Genomic DNA, 14,922 nt, shown 5'->3' on the forward strand with positions numbered 1-14,922 from the left:
GTAGGCCGCCGCCAGTTTTTATTTTATTTTTAAAAAATCCTTTATCTTATGATAAAGGATTTTTTTTGTTGTATACCCCAGGCCAGACAATTTCAAAGCGGGTACCCCCCCAATATAAGCAATGAGTAATCAGTATGATTCATTGTTTCTGATATCATCCGGTACAGAGATGGCTGATCCATTATCATTCATCGTTCATAACTTATCATTTATCATTGATGATGACATCCCCAGCTGTCACTCCGAAGGAGTCTCAACGACCTATTTTACATTATTCTATTACAAATTATAATCCCCAATAAATAAGCTTAGATTCCTATGGAATGACACAATTGAAAAAGAGGATACTTATAACACTATATGAAACTCGTAACCCGTAACAAGAACCTCGTAACCCGGATTCCGAAACTCATCATTCATAACTTATAATTCATAATTAGCTTCCTAGCCCTGATAGTAATGGTTACCCCGCAGTAAGGGGTTTGGAGAGTAAGTGGGTTTGAGCGTGGGAGAGTCCAGGCATGAGGAGTATAAATGGATAGCAGGATGAAGCTCCTGTTTTTAATTGCTAATGTCTTTACTTTAATATCAGATATCACTATGATTTGTCATACATTATTTTTAAGCCCATGAACAGCTTATCTTCTATGAAATCTATTCGGCTATAAAAATAGTATAAGAGAGGCTAGAATCTGTCTTATTGTAACCATAAACAAACAAAAAACCGCTTCAACTAAGAAACGGTTCCCATTTTATGACATTTTGATTTCAATCTTACATATCACTGTTCGTATCCGGACATTTGAAATCGTCACTGCAGGTAGCGCAAACAATTACTCCGCTGCAATAATACATACAGAAATCTGTTTCAGGAAGAGTAGCACCTCCGGAAATGTGTTTTAATTGGCCTTTTTGTAGTTTTTTTAGATTTTTCATATTGTTTTAATTAAAAATTTGTATGTAAAGTAAAAATAGTTAAAATATTTTTAATTAAACGAGTTGTGGCATGTAAAAATATAAAGTTTAATAAAATTATTGTCTATTGAATGAGTTATAGACTCTATTTGGTTTAAATATTTGATTATTAATGAAATAAATATTATTTTTAAACAAGCGTTATCCGAAAAGCTTGTAGAGTAGGAAATACCAAAAATCAAAAAACTATGAAAAATCTAAAAAAACTTTCAAGAGAAGACAAGAAAAGTATTGTTGCTGGAATAGACTTTCCGGCATATTGTTTTGAGGGTGGAGGACCTGGAGAAGGAGGTTGTTCTGCGGGAGAAATCTGTTCAGGTGGAAAATGTGTGCCTTACGGAGGAAATTCGGGAGGAGGAGGAAACCCTGGCGGTGGGGGTGATTCTTATACCTGTATCTGTCCCTGGGGAACTTTTACACAACCAACTCCGTGTCCGGAATTTTATTGTATAACAGGATAGAAAGAAAATTTAATCTGACTGCTATTAATTTAGTAATAAGGAATAATAAGAACAGCTGCCCCGAAAGAGACAGCTGTTTTTCTTTTTTTTATTTTTTAATCAATCCCAATTCGATTAATCGCTCATGCAGGAATTCTCCGGCGGTTGTATCTTCGTATAGTTTTGGATTGTTTTCGTCTACACAATTCTCAAGTGCATTTAAAGACATTGCACTGACAGGATGCATAAAGAAAGGAATTGAGTATCTTGAAGTACTCCACAACTCTCTTGGCGGGTTTACCACTCTGTGGATAGTAGATTTCAATTTGTTGTTAGTATGTCTTGAAAGCATATCTCCAACATTGATCATCAGTTCATCCGGTTCTGCAATGGCATCAATCCATTCTCCATTATGGTTCTGAACCTGAAGACCTTTCCCCTGCGCACCCATTAAAAGGGTAATAAGGTTAATATCACCATGAGCAGCAGCTCTTACAGCATCATCCGGTTCTTCAGTAATTGGCGGATAATGAATAGGTCTTAAAATAGAATTTCCTTCAGCGATTTTGTCATCAAAATAAAATTCATTTAAACCAAGGTGTAATGCTAAAGCTCTTAGTACATACTGTCCTGTTTTCTCAAGCATCTGGAATGCTTCTTTACCCACTTCGTTGAATTTTGGAAGTTCATCAACGATTACATTGTCCGGATACTCAGTTTTGTATTTTGAATCATCAGACAAATATTGTCCAAAATGCCAAAATTCTTTTAAGTCTCCTTTTTTGAAACCTTTTGCAGTTTCTTTACCGAATCCTACATAACCTCTCTGGCCGCCAATACCTGGAATCTCATACTTTTGTTTCGTTTCCACTGGCTGTTCAAAAAAGTTTTTTACCTCTCCATACAAATCATCCACTAGGTTGTCATCAAGAAAATGGCCTTTTAAGGCTACAAAACCAATTTCTTCATAAGCTTTTCCGATTTCATTTACAAATTTCTGTTTGCGTTCCGGGTTGTCCGAAAGGAAATCACGCAGGTCTACACTAGGTATTTTATCCATTTTTAGAAATTTACGAATAGCAAAATTACATTTTTTTTAAATTAAATGATTTTAAAATCATTATTTATAAGTTAAATTTGCTGTATGAAAAAATATTCTTCTAAGAGAAGTATCCAAATACTTGCACATCTTCTTCAACAGTACGGAATTGCTGATATCGTAATTTCTCCGGGGTCAAGAAATGCTCCTTTGGCCATTCATTTTTCAGAGGTAGATAGTTTTAACTGTTACAGTATTGTAGACGAAAGAAGTGCTGCTTTTGTGGCAATGGGGATGGCGAAAAGCGAAAAGAAACCGGTAGCAATTACCTGTACCAGCGGATCTGCTGTCGTAAACTACTATCCTGCTGTTACTGAAGCTTTTTATCAGAATATTCCACTTTTGGTGCTTACTGCTGACCGACCAACCGATTATGTTGATCTGTTTGATGGGCAGACGATAAGACAGAAGGATGTTTTTCATCAGCATTCCTATGGTGACTTCCAGCTTTTGGAAGACAGTAAGGAACATGCAGAAGATATTAATTTTGATATCATTAAAAAAGCTATCGAACTTTGCTTTGAAAAGCAGGGTCCGGTACATATTAATATTCCTTTGGAAGAGCCTTTGTATGAACTGGTTTCAGAGCTTCCAACTTTTCCTACCGTGGAAAAGACAATTAAGCATAAAGAATATGAAATTCCTTCAAATCTGATTGCTGAATGGCATACCTCACAAAGAATTATGCTGTTGGTAGGAACAAGAGATTATAGCCCTGAGTTGGAAAATCAATTGACGCAATTGGTGAAAAACCATTCTGTTATTGTTTTGAGTGAAGCCAATTCTAACCTGCATCATGAGAAGTTTTTTAAACATATAGACCGTTATATCTTTAATTTTACTGAAGAGGATTACAAAACTTATGCTCCTGACCTATTGATTACAGTCGGGCAGAACGTAGTTTCCAAAAAAGTAAAACAGTTCCTGAGAAGTGCCCGTCCTAAACAGCACTGGCACCTGGATGAAGTATGGCAGCCTGATACATATTTCTCACTGACAGAAAAAATTGAAGTTAAGCCTGAAGTTTTCTTCTCAAAACTATTGAAATTTATCAATCTGGAGCCTAGACCTTATTTTAATCTTTGGGACGTTTTAAGAGATAAAAAAGATGCTAAACACGAGCAGTTTTTGAATACGATAGATTTCTCAGATTTTTATTTCTTCAATAAAGCTTCACAGACGATTCCTGAAAATTATAACATCCATTTCAGTAATTCCTCAGGGATAAGATATGCACAGCTGTTTGATTTTGGAAAAAGAAAAATGTACTGTAACAGAGGAACCAGCGGTATTGACGGATCTACTTCTACTGCAATGGGGTTTGCTATTAAAAATGAAAATCCTACTTTGTTGATTACAGGGGATTTAAGTTTCTTTTATGATATTAATGGACTTTGGAATCAATATATTCCGCCGTTTGTAAGAATTATGATTTTCAATAACGGGGAAGGAAATATATTTAAAATCATTCCGGGACCTGGAAATGCCAACCCGAATACATTAGACGAGTTTATTGCCACAAAACACCGTAAAAATGCAGAATCTCTTGCCAAGCACTTTGGGTTCTCCTACATAAGAGTAGAGGATGAAATTACGCTTGACAGAGTTCTGGAGAATTTCTTCAAACCTGATGCACAGCCAAAAATCCTGGAAGTAAATACTCACGGGAAGAATAGCGCAGATGTACTGAAGTCGTACTTTGAATTTATGAAATAATCTTAAAGATCAAGATATTCTTCATTCCCAGGCAGATTGATAATTCTGTCTATAGGATAGATGAACATATCATCAAAATCATTTAAGGCATTAATGATCTGGAAATGGGTGAATTGCTTTATATTTTGTAAAGTGATCTCCGTTTCTTTGATCTTTTTATGCTTTAAAAGATGTTGTCTTTGTACTCCGTTTAGCAGATAGGTAGCAGGTGTAAACCAGTCTTTCCCTTTTAAAAATAAAAGATTGGAAAAAGAGGTATCGGTGATATGATTATTTTTAACGATGATAATTTCTTCTGTTTTGGATTTCATCTTCATTTTATCCAACTCTTTACGGTCTTCAAACTTGAATGAATAATCAAAACTGTTGTTCTCTACCAGCTTGAAATCATGAATTTCAGGGATAGCATAAGGAATCATCTGTGTTCTCAATCTTTTATCGAGATCATATGAAATTCTTAATTTGAAAAGGCCATCCTCATCATGCTGCAGATTTTTATAAATCTTGGCCAGATCAATGGAGTCTTCTTTCCCGAAATGAGAAAAAGTTTGATTGACACGTTTCTGGTGTAGATCCAATAGAAAAACCTCCTGATCTTCTACTTTAATGCTTTCAATGAATTGGGACATAGATTTTATTTTTCATTTCCTGATATTCGTCTTCTAATTTACTCATGTGCGTTATACCGCCTCCGCTTTTGAAATAAAGTTGATTTCCTTCTTTTTCTATAAAGCGGATCATCACACAGCTATCAACATTCTGGCCGTCAAACCAGCCGCAAACGCCCGTGTAATATCCTCTTTCATACCCTTCTGCATCCAGAATTATTTCCAGTGTTTTAGGCTTGGGGGCTCCTAAAATAGAGCCTGCAGGAAGAAGCTTCTGCATAATACTTCCTACTTTTCCGTCAAATTCAGGTTTTATCATTCCTGAAATTTCAGAACTCATTGCATACAGATCCTTTTGCTGGGTTTTGATGAAATCAATATGCTGGAACTGGTCCACTTTTACATCATCGGCCACCATGCTCAGATCATTCCGGAGCAGATCTACTACTGTATAATGTTCTGCTTTTTCTTTTTTATCATTCTTCAGTATTTCAGCCGCATTTTCAATAGAGGCATCTATAGTGCCTTTCATGGGATAGGTTAAAATTTTACCGTTAATGATCTTTACAAAAGTTTCAGGAGAAAAAAATACAAAAAAATCTTTATAAAAAACTTTATACTTCGCATTTGAATGATAAAAAATTTCTTCTAAGGTTAAATTTGTCTCTATCTTCGTTTTTCTAGTATAGTTTACTAAATAAGAGTTTCCTAAACGAATATTTTTCTGAACTTTGTCAAAGCCGATTTTAAAACTTTCCAATGTTTCCGGAAAGGATTTCCAGATTACTTTTTTATCTAGTGCGTGTGTTTCTTTTGTGTTTGAAAACTCTTGAAAATCAATAATTAAACCTGATTTTTCAATTTCATTTTCCTGGTATATTTCGACATTCTCCGATAGAAAGTCGATTACGAAAAAATAGGGAACCTTCTGAAGAGAAAGCTCGTCCATTTCCATAAATTTTTGATGATTCACTGAAAACATTCTGCAAAAATAATTATTGATGTTTACTTTTGCATAAATTTTTTATGATGCAGAACAAATATCCTCAGAAACCGGGACTAGATTTTATATTGAAGCAGGCTTTTTTTTATTGGAATAAAACACTGGTTTTTCAGTTGATGTTTTCCATCATCTTTTTTGCAATACTGCTTACTGCTGTTATGCTTTTTGGAACGAAATATGAAGTTTTCTCTTACAATAAAGAATTGGAGGAAGCCTTTTTGCAAGGCACAAAAGTATATCTGAAAAAAATGGAAGCAATAACCGCTACCGAAAATTACCAGATGTTTACACTGGCGATTTGGGGAACTACAGCATTTTTATATCCATTGAATCTGGGGATGTTCCAAATCTTCAGGAAAATTGACCTTAAAGAGAATATTGTGATCGGGGATCTGTTTGCAGGATACAACGGGCTCAACTTTTTTAAGTATGTAGGGTATTTTCTTTTCTGGTTCTTTATTTACAAATTTACGATTCCTACGATAGTACTGGCGGTGCTTTGGGTTGCAGTGACGTTATTTATAGCGCCACTTATGTTTTTTACAGATAAAAGGATATTCGAGGCTATTTCTCTGAACTTTAAAGCCCTTAAAATGTATTTTGTGGAAATAATGGTTTGTGTAATTGTTGCTTTTCTTTTTAAGTATTTAGGTTTTGCTCTGTTTTTGATAGGAGGGCTTTTCACATTTCCTTTTTGGAATGCTATGATTTATTCACTTTATAAAACTGTTTTTTCTGAGAAAAGTTAAAATTCATTCGTGTTTAATGTGATTTTTTGCTAAAAAAAACTAATTTTGGTAAAATCATTAAATATTTAAACTATGTCTGAATTTAACGAATTTGATCAGCAAGGCTCTGTACCTAACAGAGATACGGGGTCGATTATTTCTCATGCCTTTGAAATGTATAAAGGTGTTTTCGGTTACGGAATCGTAGCAATGATTATTTATCTGGTTGGAGGGTCTGTTATTCAGATGCTTACCGGATTTGACTCTGCTTCCATCGTAGAAGATATGAAATCTTCAGGAGGTGACTACAATTATTGGAGCGCTCCGGGACTTCCTTTGTATATGGGGGCATCCAGTCTTTTCGGTATCTTATTATCTCCTTTGTATGTAGGATTGATCTACATGGTAAATAAATATAATACCAAAAGCCCTATTGAGTTTTCTGATCTATTCATCGGGTACCGTCAGAATTTTGTAAACATATTGATCTATAGTCTTCTATCGGGGATTATTTCTTCAATTGCTCTTGCATTATGTGTACTGCCGATTATTTTTGTATATCCATTCCTTTTATTAGGGTATCCTATTCTGTTATTTGAAAATGCTTCAGCTACAGATGCTTTAGGGAAATCTTTCAATATTGCTAAAGAAAACTATGGAATTTTCTTACTAACCGGATTCTTAGGATTCCTGATTTCTATTGCAGGGGTTATTCTTTGCGGAATCGGGGTTATTTTAACCGCTCCGTTTATTATGATTGTAATGTACTCTACTTATTGTGCTTTCTTAGGAAAACCAAGACAAATTATGTATAGTAAATAATATAAAATACATGATAAATAAGGACAAACAAATAAGCAGTGTTGCAATAAAGCAGATGTCGTTGCTGGCCATTATTGTGGTGTTGGCAGGGCTCATCTGTTTTAATCTGGCATTGTTTATTCCCTCTGTTTTGGGGGCAATCACCATTTATGTAGTCTGTAGGAAATATAACTTTTACCTGCAGGAAGAAAAGAAATGGAAACCCTCACTTGCTGCATTTGCCTTAATGTTTGCGAGTCTTATTGTTCTTATTCTTCCCATTTATTTTATTGCTGATCTGATTATTGATAAACTGGGAAATGCACAGGCTTATATGGCTAAGTTCAATATTTTCCTGGATAAAATACATTCTTACATATTTTCCAAAACAGGATTTGATATTCTGAGTAAAGAAAATATGACGAAACTGAAAGATAATGTAGGAAAGATTTCAACATCAGCACTCAGTGGTACATTCAATACCCTTACCGTAGTGATGTCCATGTATTTCATTCTCTATTTTATGCTGGAAAAACCAAGGCTTTTTGAAAAGATCCTTACTTCTTCTGCTCCTTTGAAGAGATCCAACATTTCTCTGATAGGCGATAAAATGAGAAAACTTATTATGGCCAATGCGATCGGGATTCCTGTTGTAGCAGTAGGACAGGGGATTGTAGCCCTTATAGGATATCTTATTTTTGGGGCACCGGGAGCTGTATTGCTTTTTGCATTAACGGCGGCTGCTTCAGTGATTCCTGTTGTAGGAACTGCTATTGTGTATGTGCCGGTATGTATCTTTATGATTGCAGAAGGAAATACAGTACAGGGAGTTGGCTTAGCAATCTATTGTGTTGTTGTAGTAGGTCTTACGGATAATCTTCTTCGTTTTACCCTTTTAAAGAAGCTGGAAAATATCCACCCTTTGAATACGGTATTTGGAATTATCATGGGAATGAATCTTTTTGGCTTCATGGGCCTTATTTTCGGGCCTATTCTGATCTCCCTGACACTTCTTTTGGTTCAGGTGTACAGAAATGAATTCTCGGACGAAGAGACTCCTCCGGATCTTGAACTGCCTGGCCAAAATGATCTTGAAGAAAAATTAATTTAATTATATAAAAGCGTGGAAGGAATCAATCCTGAAATATTAAAAGAAATCTGTGTTATGAAAATGCCTTTCGGTAAGTATGAAGGAACGGTCCTGGTAGATCTTCCGGTAAGCTACCTCGAATGGTTCAACAGAAACGGAATGCCAAAGGGAAAACTGGGAATGCAGCTTTCAACAGTTTATGAGATTAAATTAAATGGTCTGATGGATCTTTTGACTCCCATCAGAGCAGCAATAAGAAACGGCTTGTAAAAAATAAAATATTCAATCCAGGTATAAAGTTTCGGCGGCATCGAAGATGCCGCCGAAACTTTTTTATAAATCAGTTGTATTAAGCTTTCAAAGCTGCAATTTCATCTCTCAGCTTGGCTGCTTTTATAAAGTCAAGGTTTTTCGCTGCAGCTTCCATTTCTTTCTGCTTCTGAGTAATCATTTTCTCTATATCTTCACTTGCATACGTTGCTTTTGTTTCTGCAACTTTCTGAAGGATTTCTTTTTGGGTATACTTTTCATCAGGGAAATCTTTGCTTCTTCCGACAAGGTTTTCAGAAATCTTTTTATTCAATGCTTTTGGCTTCAGGCCGTTATCGTCATTGTACTGCATTTGTTTTGCACGACGGTATTCGGTTTCATCAAGAGTAGCCTGCATAGATTTAGTAATTTTATCAGCATACATGATTGCTTTTCCATTCACATTCCTTGCGGCCCGGCCCACGGTTTGAATCATTGATCTTCTGCTTCTCAACATTCCTTCTTTATCAGCATCCAGAATAGCAACTAACGAAACTTCAGGTAAATCCAATCCTTCTCGTAATAAGTTAACTCCAATAAGCACATCAAAAAGTCCCAGACGAAGATCCTGCATAATCTGAATACGTTCCAGTGTTTCGACATCAGAGTGAATATATCTGGTTCGGATTCCGAATTTGGTAAAGTATTTCGTAAGTTCTTCAGCCATTTTCTTTGTTAAAGTGGTCACCAGTACTCTTTCATCAGCATCAGATCTTTTATGGATTTCCTCCATCAAATCATCAATCTGATTTATGGTAGGTCTTACCTCAATAATAGGGTCAAGAAGCCCTGTCGGACGGATGATCTGCTCTATATAAGCTCCTCCGGTTTTCTCAAGTTCATAATCTGCAGGAGTTGCGGATACGTAGATAACCTGATTCTGAATGGCTTCAAATTCTTCAAATTTTAAAGGTCTGTTATCCATTGCAGCCGGAAGTCTGAAACCGTATTCCACTAATGCTTCTTTTCTGCTTCGGTCACCACCATACATGGCATGAACCTGTGGAACCGTTACGTGACTTTCATCAATAACCATTAAAAAGTCTTTAGGGAAATAATCAATCAGGCAGAAAGGTCTTGTACCCGGAAGACGGCCATCCAGATATCTCGAATAGTTCTCAATTCCTGAACAATAGCCAAGTTCTTTAATCATTTCAAGATCCAATTCGGTTCTTTCCTGAAGTCGCTTGGCTTCTAATGGTTTTCCTACAGAACTAAAGAAATCAACCTGTTTTACCATATCATCCTGAATATCTTTAATAGCACCGTTTAAGGTCTCTTTTGATGTTACAAAAAGATTGGCAGGATAAATTTGTATTTGGTCAAAATTGTCTTCTACATTTCCTGTAACCGGGTCAAAACTTTGAATTTTTTCAATTTCATCTCCAAAAAACTGAATTCTGATGGCATTATCAGTATAAGCAGGAAAAACATCAATTACATCCCCTTTTACACGAAATGTTCCTCGTTGAAACTCATTTAATGTTCTGGCATATAATGCATTAACTAAGGAGTGGAGAAGTGCTGTTCTTGTCACTTTTTCACCAATAGCAATGGAAATTAATGATTTATGAAATTCTGTAGGGTTTCCGATACCATAAATACAGGAAACAGAGGCCACAATCAAAACATCCCTTCTTCCTGAAAGAAGGCTGGCAGTTGCAGAGAGACGTAGTTTTTCAACTTCTTCATTGATGCTCAGGTCTTTTTCAATATAAGTTCCCGTTGTGGCAATATAAGCCTCGGGTTGGTAGTAATCATAGTAGCTGACAAAGTATTCCACAGCATTTTCCGGGAAAAACTCTTTAAACTCCATAAAGAGCTGTGCCGCAAGAGTCTTATTGTGAGCCAGAACTAAGGTTGGACGCTGAACATTTTTAACAACATTTGCAACAGTAAAGGTTTTTCCGGAGCCGGTAACCCCAAGAAGCGTCTGATATTTCTCACCGATCTCTATTCCTTCGGTAAGTTTTTCAATAGCTTGTGGCTGATCTCCGGTAGGTTTATATTCTGATTGAAGCTTAAAATCCATAGAAAAGAATGTATACAACAAAAATACGAAAGAAATTATTAGACAGGATAATGTTTTGAAGATGAATATTTTGATAATAAAATTTTAACTTATCATCCTGAAGTTTTGATTTTTTAAATTTGTATGAATAAGAATAGTTGAAAAAATAAAAAAAGCGGTGGAAATGGCGTTTTCGTTGTTATAGTCGAGTACAGAATTATTTTTAGAATCTGTTAATTTAATCTCTCTCATTCTACAATGTTGTAATTTGTTTTATGGATGTAGAATAAGAATAAAACTAACAAATTTTATGGCATTATTTTTCCATTCATTGTACAATCACCAATCCTAATATTATGAAAATCAATCAATTTTATATCCCGGCACTGAGTCTTTTTCTTATTTTGTCATCGTGTAAAGAAAATCATGCGAACGCTCAGAAAACCGGAAATGACGGTAGTGTAGAGACTGAGAAACCAAATTCTGATTACCAGCCGGCATTTAAAGGACAGACAAGAATCAAAACAGTAAAAAGTACAACGGCGTATAATGTAGAGATATTGAATAAAGATTTAGGAAGACCTTGGGGGATTATCAATTTACCTGATGGAAAATTTCTGATCACAGACAAGAATGGCCACATGAATGTTGTTTCAACAGATGGAATACAAGTGTCAAAAATAGATGGCTTTCCAAAAGTGGATTCAAAAGGGCAGGGCGGAATGCTTGATGTAGCTCTTGATCCTGATTTTACCACCAACAATATTATTTATTTCAGTTTTTCGGAACCGTTTGGTAAAGGAAATCTAACTTCCGTGGCAAAAGGTAAGCTGTCTGCAGATCTTAAAAATATCTCAGAAGTAAAAGTTATTTTCCGTGCAGAGCCTTCTTATGACGGAGATAAACACTATGGAAGCCGTTTGGCTTTTGATAAAGATGGAAATTTATTTGTCAGTACAGGAGAAAGATCAGATAAAGTAACCCGTGTGTATGCTCAGAAAACGGATAATTACCTTGGAAAAATTCTAAAAATCACAAAAGACGGAAAACCAGCTCCGGGAAATCCTTTTATCGGAAAACCGGGTTTTAAGCCTGAAATTTATGCTTATGGTGTACGTAATCCGCAAGGAATGGCTATTGATTCTAACGGAAACCTTTGGGATGTGGAGATGGGACCGAGAGGTGGAGATGAAATCAATCTGATCCAGGCCGGAAAAAATTACGGATGGGGAGATGTCACCTATGGAATTGAATATTCAGGAGACAAAGTAGGACAGGGAATTACCCAAAAAGAAGGAACTGAACAGCCTGTCTACTATTGGGATCCTGTAATTTCACCAAGCGGAATTACTTTTTATACCGGAAATATTGAGGAATGGAAGGGAAATTTGATGATCGGATGTTTAAGTGGTGAGCATATTGACAGAATTGTTATGAAAGACAATAAAGTGGTGGGAGAGGAGCGTCTTCTCGCAGATCAGAAAGAACGTTTCCGGGATGTATTGAACGGAATGGACGGGAATCTTTATGCAGTAACCGACAGTGGTAAATTGTATAAGATTTCAAAAAAATAAATAAAAAAACTCCTGAAAACTTTCAGGAGTTTTTATTTTCAGTTAAAACTTAAAGTTAAGTCTGGCAAAAGCCTGTCTTCCGGCAAATCCCATCTGTACAGGATCAAAAATACCTCCGGATTCTGTATTTCCGCTGGTTACCTGAGTGGTTTGCAGCGTAGGATATCTGTTGAATAGATTTTTACTGCCCACAGTCAGGTTCAGGTTCTTGCAAAACTCGTAACCGAAAGAAATATCGGTAGTTACTTTCGGGTTATATATTTGTTCCGTATCATCATAGCCAATCAGTGTTGCTTTATCAAACCTTACCATCTGCAGATTCACATTGAATTTGTTGATTTTATAATTGAGGTTTAAATTAACTTTTGTTTTTGGAGCAGAGGCGAGGATAAAAGCCTTTTCTCTATTGCTCAGATAAATATCTTCTTTCCCTGCCAGCTGTTCAGAAGTATTTACTTTGGTAATTTCCATATCGTTATAGTTTCCGGCTAAGGTAGCAGTCAGTTTCCCGGAACCAAGGTTTTCAGTATAACTTAAGATAAGGTCAACTCCTTTCGTGCGCGTATCAATTGCATTAGAAAAGAACTGCACCTGATCAATAAATGGATTGTCTGCCTGAACGTCTGCCGGTAAGTCTGCCTGTGCAAAATATCCGGTAAGAACGATTCTGTTTTTAACCTGAATATAATATCCATCTACTGTTGCCGTGAACTTTCCTGTGTTGAAAGTAAATCCGGCACTTCCGTTCACAGAGGTTTCCTGTTTTAGCTGAGGAATCCCAAGGCTGCCTGCTAGCTTACTGTCGTTAGAGGCTAGCTGAATAGTAACCAACTGACCGCCCTGAAAGTTGGTAAATTGCTGACTGTAATACTTCTGAGCCAATGAAGGCGCTCGGAATCCTGTAGAAACGGAACCTCGGAATGCAAACTGCGGAGTGATCGCATATCTTGTTGCGAATTTTCCATTCAGAGTACTTCCGAAATCATTATAATTTTCAAATCTTCCGGCAATACTCACCATCCAGTTTTTAGTCACATCCAGTTCAGTATCTACATAGGCTGCAAAGTTATTTCTGCTTTTGCCAATATCCGTAGAATACCCCGGAAATCCCTGAGAACCACCCGGTCTTACATTCCCGCTTAAAGGGTTGGTGACAAGAAGGTTTTGGGGAGTACTGGCAGTAACAAGATTTCCATTGACATCATACATAGCGTAAGAAGCTTCTTCCCCTTTGATGATATCAAATTTTTCATATCTGAATTCTGATCCGAAAGCGATATTCAGTCCTTCCAGCACTTTAAACTGTTTTACAGCATTAAAACCGGTTGTATTCTGTAACAGGGAATGTCCTCCTGCATTAAAGCTTGTAGGCGATTTGATACCCAAAGTGGCATTAATCGTATTGTCAATCTGATAGGTAAATCTATTGTTGCCAAAGGCGTTATAAAAATCTACATCCCAGTCTAAGACCTTAAATTTTAAACCATTATCAAATGTAAAATCTGTAATACTTGTATTTTCAATCGGATTAAATCCTGTAGGATAAACTTCAGGAATATTTCCGTCCGCATCAGCTGATCTGGTCCATGCGTAGGCCTTGGTATTTCTGTGAGAAAAACCTTGACGAGAATAGAATTTCAGACCATCAGACAATGGAAGTTCAATATTTCCGAAAAAGTAAATATTTTGAGCTTTTGCGTCCCCGAAACGCTGTCTTGGTGCGGGAGATGGATCATTGTAAATATCTGGATTTGCATTTCGTATTGCATAATCTTTGTTGATAAACTCTACAGTAAAGTTTCCAAAACCTCCTTTTGAACCTATTTTAGTTCCTAAATTTCCACTGAAATCAAAGGTGGTTCCGTCGATTTTGTGATCTGAAACAACATCATTATTTCCTGGACTTTTAAAAAGGTTCATTCCTGTGAATAGATTTCCTTCAAAACCTTTATCCCGGTCATTCAAAATAACATTGATTACCCCTGCGATAGCATCAGATCCATATTGAGCTGAAGCTCCGTCACGAAGAACTTCCACTCTTTTTATGGCACCAATAGGGATGGTATTCATGTCATACCCTGTATTTCCTCTTCCTTTAGTCCCAAAAAGATTGATCAGTGAAGACTGATGATATCTTTTTCCATTTAACAAAAGTAGGGTTTGATCAGGACCCAACCCTCTTAAAGTGGCGGGATCTACTGCATCAGCACCGTCAGACCCTGATTGTTTGTTGGAATTGAAAGAAGGCGCAGAAAACTGTAAAAGCTGGTTGACTTCTACTTGTCCGGTTGACTGGCTTACCTGTTTGATATCGATGATGTCAATAGGAACAGGCGTATTCACTACGGTTCTCTTTTTATTCCGGCTTCCGGTGATGGCTACTTCGTCAATCTTCGATTCTTTCAGGGTATCCTTTATTTGCTGGGCATAGGATAGAGTAGAAACTCCAAGAAAAACAATGCTGATGTATTTTATTTTCATATAGATAATTTTGAGTGGTGATTTAATCAAAATTATCAATATTTATTTTTAAATCCATACTAAAATTAAATATTTAATATGGATGTC

14 protein-coding genes are annotated in these 14,922 nt (G+C 36.3%); 8 read left to right on the forward strand and 6 right to left on the reverse strand.

What is annotated here, in order from left to right; genetic code table 11:
• The first annotated feature begins 121 nt into the window (after positions 1 to 121).
• Positions 122 to 292 (forward strand): hypothetical protein, encoded by a 171-nt coding sequence (locus FW780_RS22530; protein ID WP_167510764.1) that lies wholly within the window; start codon positions 122 to 124, stop codon positions 290 to 292.
• Positions 293 to 774: 482 nt separating this feature from the next.
• Here the strand turns inward: FW780_RS22530 and FW780_RS22535 are convergent, their stop codons facing one another.
• Positions 775 to 936 (reverse strand): bacteriocin-like protein, encoded by a 162-nt coding sequence (locus FW780_RS22535; RefSeq protein WP_167510765.1) that lies wholly within the window; start codon positions 934 to 936, stop codon positions 775 to 777.
• A 227-nt stretch (positions 937 to 1,163) separates the two neighbouring features.
• Between FW780_RS22535 and FW780_RS19865 the strand changes: the two genes are divergently transcribed.
• Entirely contained in the window at positions 1,164 to 1,436 is a 273-nt protein-coding gene (locus FW780_RS19865; RefSeq protein WP_149835365.1) for a bacteriocin-like protein, read from the forward strand.
• An 88-nt stretch (positions 1,437 to 1,524) separates the two neighbouring features.
• On the opposite strand, the gene FW780_RS19870 is transcribed toward FW780_RS19865, so the two are convergent.
• The gene (locus FW780_RS19870; protein ID WP_142718760.1) at positions 1,525 to 2,475 is read right to left on the reverse strand and encodes an isopenicillin N synthase family dioxygenase; all 951 of its coding nucleotides are present in this window, start codon (positions 2,473 to 2,475) and stop codon (positions 1,525 to 1,527) included.
• Between the two features lie 84 nt (positions 2,476 to 2,559).
• Between FW780_RS19870 and menD the strand changes: the two genes are divergently transcribed.
• Entirely contained in the window at positions 2,560 to 4,230 is a 1,671-nt protein-coding gene (gene menD, locus FW780_RS19875) for a 2-succinyl-5-enolpyruvyl-6-hydroxy-3-cyclohexene-1-carboxylic-acid synthase (protein ID WP_149835366.1), read from the forward strand.
• 2 nt (positions 4,231 to 4,232) lie between these two features.
• Here menD and FW780_RS19880 read toward each other — a convergent pair whose 3' ends face one another.
• Together FW780_RS19880 and FW780_RS19885 are read right to left on the reverse strand one after the other, a co-directional pair.
• Positions 4,233 to 4,859 carry an aminotransferase class IV gene (locus FW780_RS19880; RefSeq protein ID WP_149835367.1) on the reverse strand — a complete coding sequence of 209 codons (627 nt, stop codon included), beginning with the start codon at positions 4,857 to 4,859 and terminating at the stop codon, positions 4,233 to 4,235.
• On the reverse strand, positions 4,843 to 5,820 hold the full coding sequence (locus FW780_RS19885) for an aminodeoxychorismate synthase component I (RefSeq protein ID WP_149835368.1): 978 nt from the start codon (positions 5,818 to 5,820) through the stop codon (positions 4,843 to 4,845). The genes FW780_RS19880 and FW780_RS19885 overlap by 17 nt, the downstream gene beginning before the upstream one ends.
• Before the next feature lie 44 nt (positions 5,821 to 5,864).
• Between FW780_RS19885 and FW780_RS19890 the strand changes: the two genes are divergently transcribed.
• The 4 genes from FW780_RS19890 to FW780_RS19905 all read left to right on the forward strand — a co-directional run bounded on the left by FW780_RS19890 (position 5,865) and on the right by FW780_RS19905 (position 8,730).
• Complete coding sequence (locus FW780_RS19890; protein ID WP_149835369.1) at positions 5,865 to 6,590, forward strand: hypothetical protein; 726 nt, start codon at positions 5,865 to 5,867, stop codon at positions 6,588 to 6,590.
• A 72-nt stretch (positions 6,591 to 6,662) separates the two neighbouring features.
• The gene (locus tag FW780_RS19895) at positions 6,663 to 7,391 is read left to right on the forward strand and encodes a beta-carotene 15,15'-monooxygenase (protein ID WP_149835370.1); all 729 of its coding nucleotides are present in this window, start codon (positions 6,663 to 6,665) and stop codon (positions 7,389 to 7,391) included.
• Positions 7,392 to 7,401: 10 nt separating this feature from the next.
• Positions 7,402 to 8,481 carry an AI-2E family transporter gene (locus tag FW780_RS19900; RefSeq protein WP_149835371.1) on the forward strand — a complete coding sequence of 360 codons (1,080 nt, stop codon included), beginning with the start codon at positions 7,402 to 7,404 and terminating at the stop codon, positions 8,479 to 8,481.
• Positions 8,482 to 8,502: 21 nt separating this feature from the next.
• Complete coding sequence (locus FW780_RS19905; protein ID WP_149835545.1) at positions 8,503 to 8,730, forward strand: DUF3820 family protein; 228 nt, start codon at positions 8,503 to 8,505, stop codon at positions 8,728 to 8,730.
• Between the two features lie 79 nt (positions 8,731 to 8,809).
• Here the strand turns inward: FW780_RS19905 and uvrB are convergent, their stop codons facing one another.
• Positions 8,810 to 10,801: an excinuclease ABC subunit UvrB gene (uvrB, locus tag FW780_RS19910; protein ID WP_149835372.1), complete on the reverse strand. Its 1,992-nt coding sequence runs from the start codon at positions 10,799 to 10,801 to the stop codon at positions 8,810 to 8,812.
• A gap of 335 nt (positions 10,802 to 11,136) precedes the next feature.
• Here uvrB and FW780_RS19915 point away from each other — a divergent pair, with 335 nt between their 5' ends.
• Positions 11,137 to 12,354: a PQQ-dependent sugar dehydrogenase gene (locus tag FW780_RS19915; protein WP_149835373.1), complete on the forward strand. Its 1,218-nt coding sequence runs from the start codon at positions 11,137 to 11,139 to the stop codon at positions 12,352 to 12,354.
• Positions 12,355 to 12,396: 42 nt separating this feature from the next.
• Here FW780_RS19915 and FW780_RS19920 read toward each other — a convergent pair whose 3' ends face one another.
• Entirely contained in the window at positions 12,397 to 14,835 is a 2,439-nt protein-coding gene (locus tag FW780_RS19920) for a TonB-dependent receptor plug domain-containing protein (RefSeq protein WP_149835374.1), read from the reverse strand.
• Positions 14,836 to 14,922 lie beyond the last annotated feature (87 nt).

This window comes from Chryseobacterium sediminis (assembly GCF_008386505.1).
In the GTDB taxonomy this organism is placed as follows: Bacteria; Bacteroidota; Bacteroidia; order Flavobacteriales; family Weeksellaceae; genus Chryseobacterium; species Chryseobacterium sediminis.

Bases quoted from the DNA above. Each gene is read 5' to 3' on its own strand.
- FW780_RS19880 (WP_149835367.1), bottom strand. From the start codon at position 4,859: ATGTCCCAATTCATTGAAAGCATTAAAGTAGAAGATCAGGAGGTTTTT.
- FW780_RS22535 (WP_167510765.1), bottom strand. From the start codon at position 936: ATGAAAAATCTAAAAAAACTACAAAAAGGCCAATTAAAACACATTTCC.
- FW780_RS19915 (WP_149835373.1), top strand. From the start codon at position 11,137: ATGAAAATCAATCAATTTTATATCCCGGCACTGAGTCTTTTTCTTATT.
- FW780_RS19890 (WP_149835369.1), top strand. From the start codon at position 5,865: ATGATGCAGAACAAATATCCTCAGAAACCGGGACTAGATTTTATATTG.
- FW780_RS19920 (WP_149835374.1), bottom strand. From the start codon at position 14,835: ATGAAAATAAAATACATCAGCATTGTTTTTCTTGGAGTTTCTACTCTA.
- FW780_RS19900 (WP_149835371.1), top strand. From the start codon at position 7,402: ATGATAAATAAGGACAAACAAATAAGCAGTGTTGCAATAAAGCAGATG.
- FW780_RS19895 (WP_149835370.1), top strand. From the start codon at position 6,663: ATGTCTGAATTTAACGAATTTGATCAGCAAGGCTCTGTACCTAACAGA.
- FW780_RS19885 (WP_149835368.1), bottom strand. From the start codon at position 5,820: ATGTTTTCAGTGAATCATCAAAAATTTATGGAAATGGACGAGCTTTCT.
- FW780_RS19865 (WP_149835365.1), top strand. From the start codon at position 1,164: ATGAAAAATCTAAAAAAACTTTCAAGAGAAGACAAGAAAAGTATTGTT.
- uvrB (WP_149835372.1), bottom strand. From the start codon at position 10,801: ATGGATTTTAAGCTTCAATCAGAATATAAACCTACCGGAGATCAGCCA.
- menD (WP_149835366.1), top strand. From the start codon at position 2,560: ATGAAAAAATATTCTTCTAAGAGAAGTATCCAAATACTTGCACATCTT.
- FW780_RS22530 (WP_167510764.1), top strand. From the start codon at position 122: ATGAGTAATCAGTATGATTCATTGTTTCTGATATCATCCGGTACAGAG.
- FW780_RS19870 (WP_142718760.1), bottom strand. From the start codon at position 2,475: ATGGATAAAATACCTAGTGTAGACCTGCGTGATTTCCTTTCGGACAAC.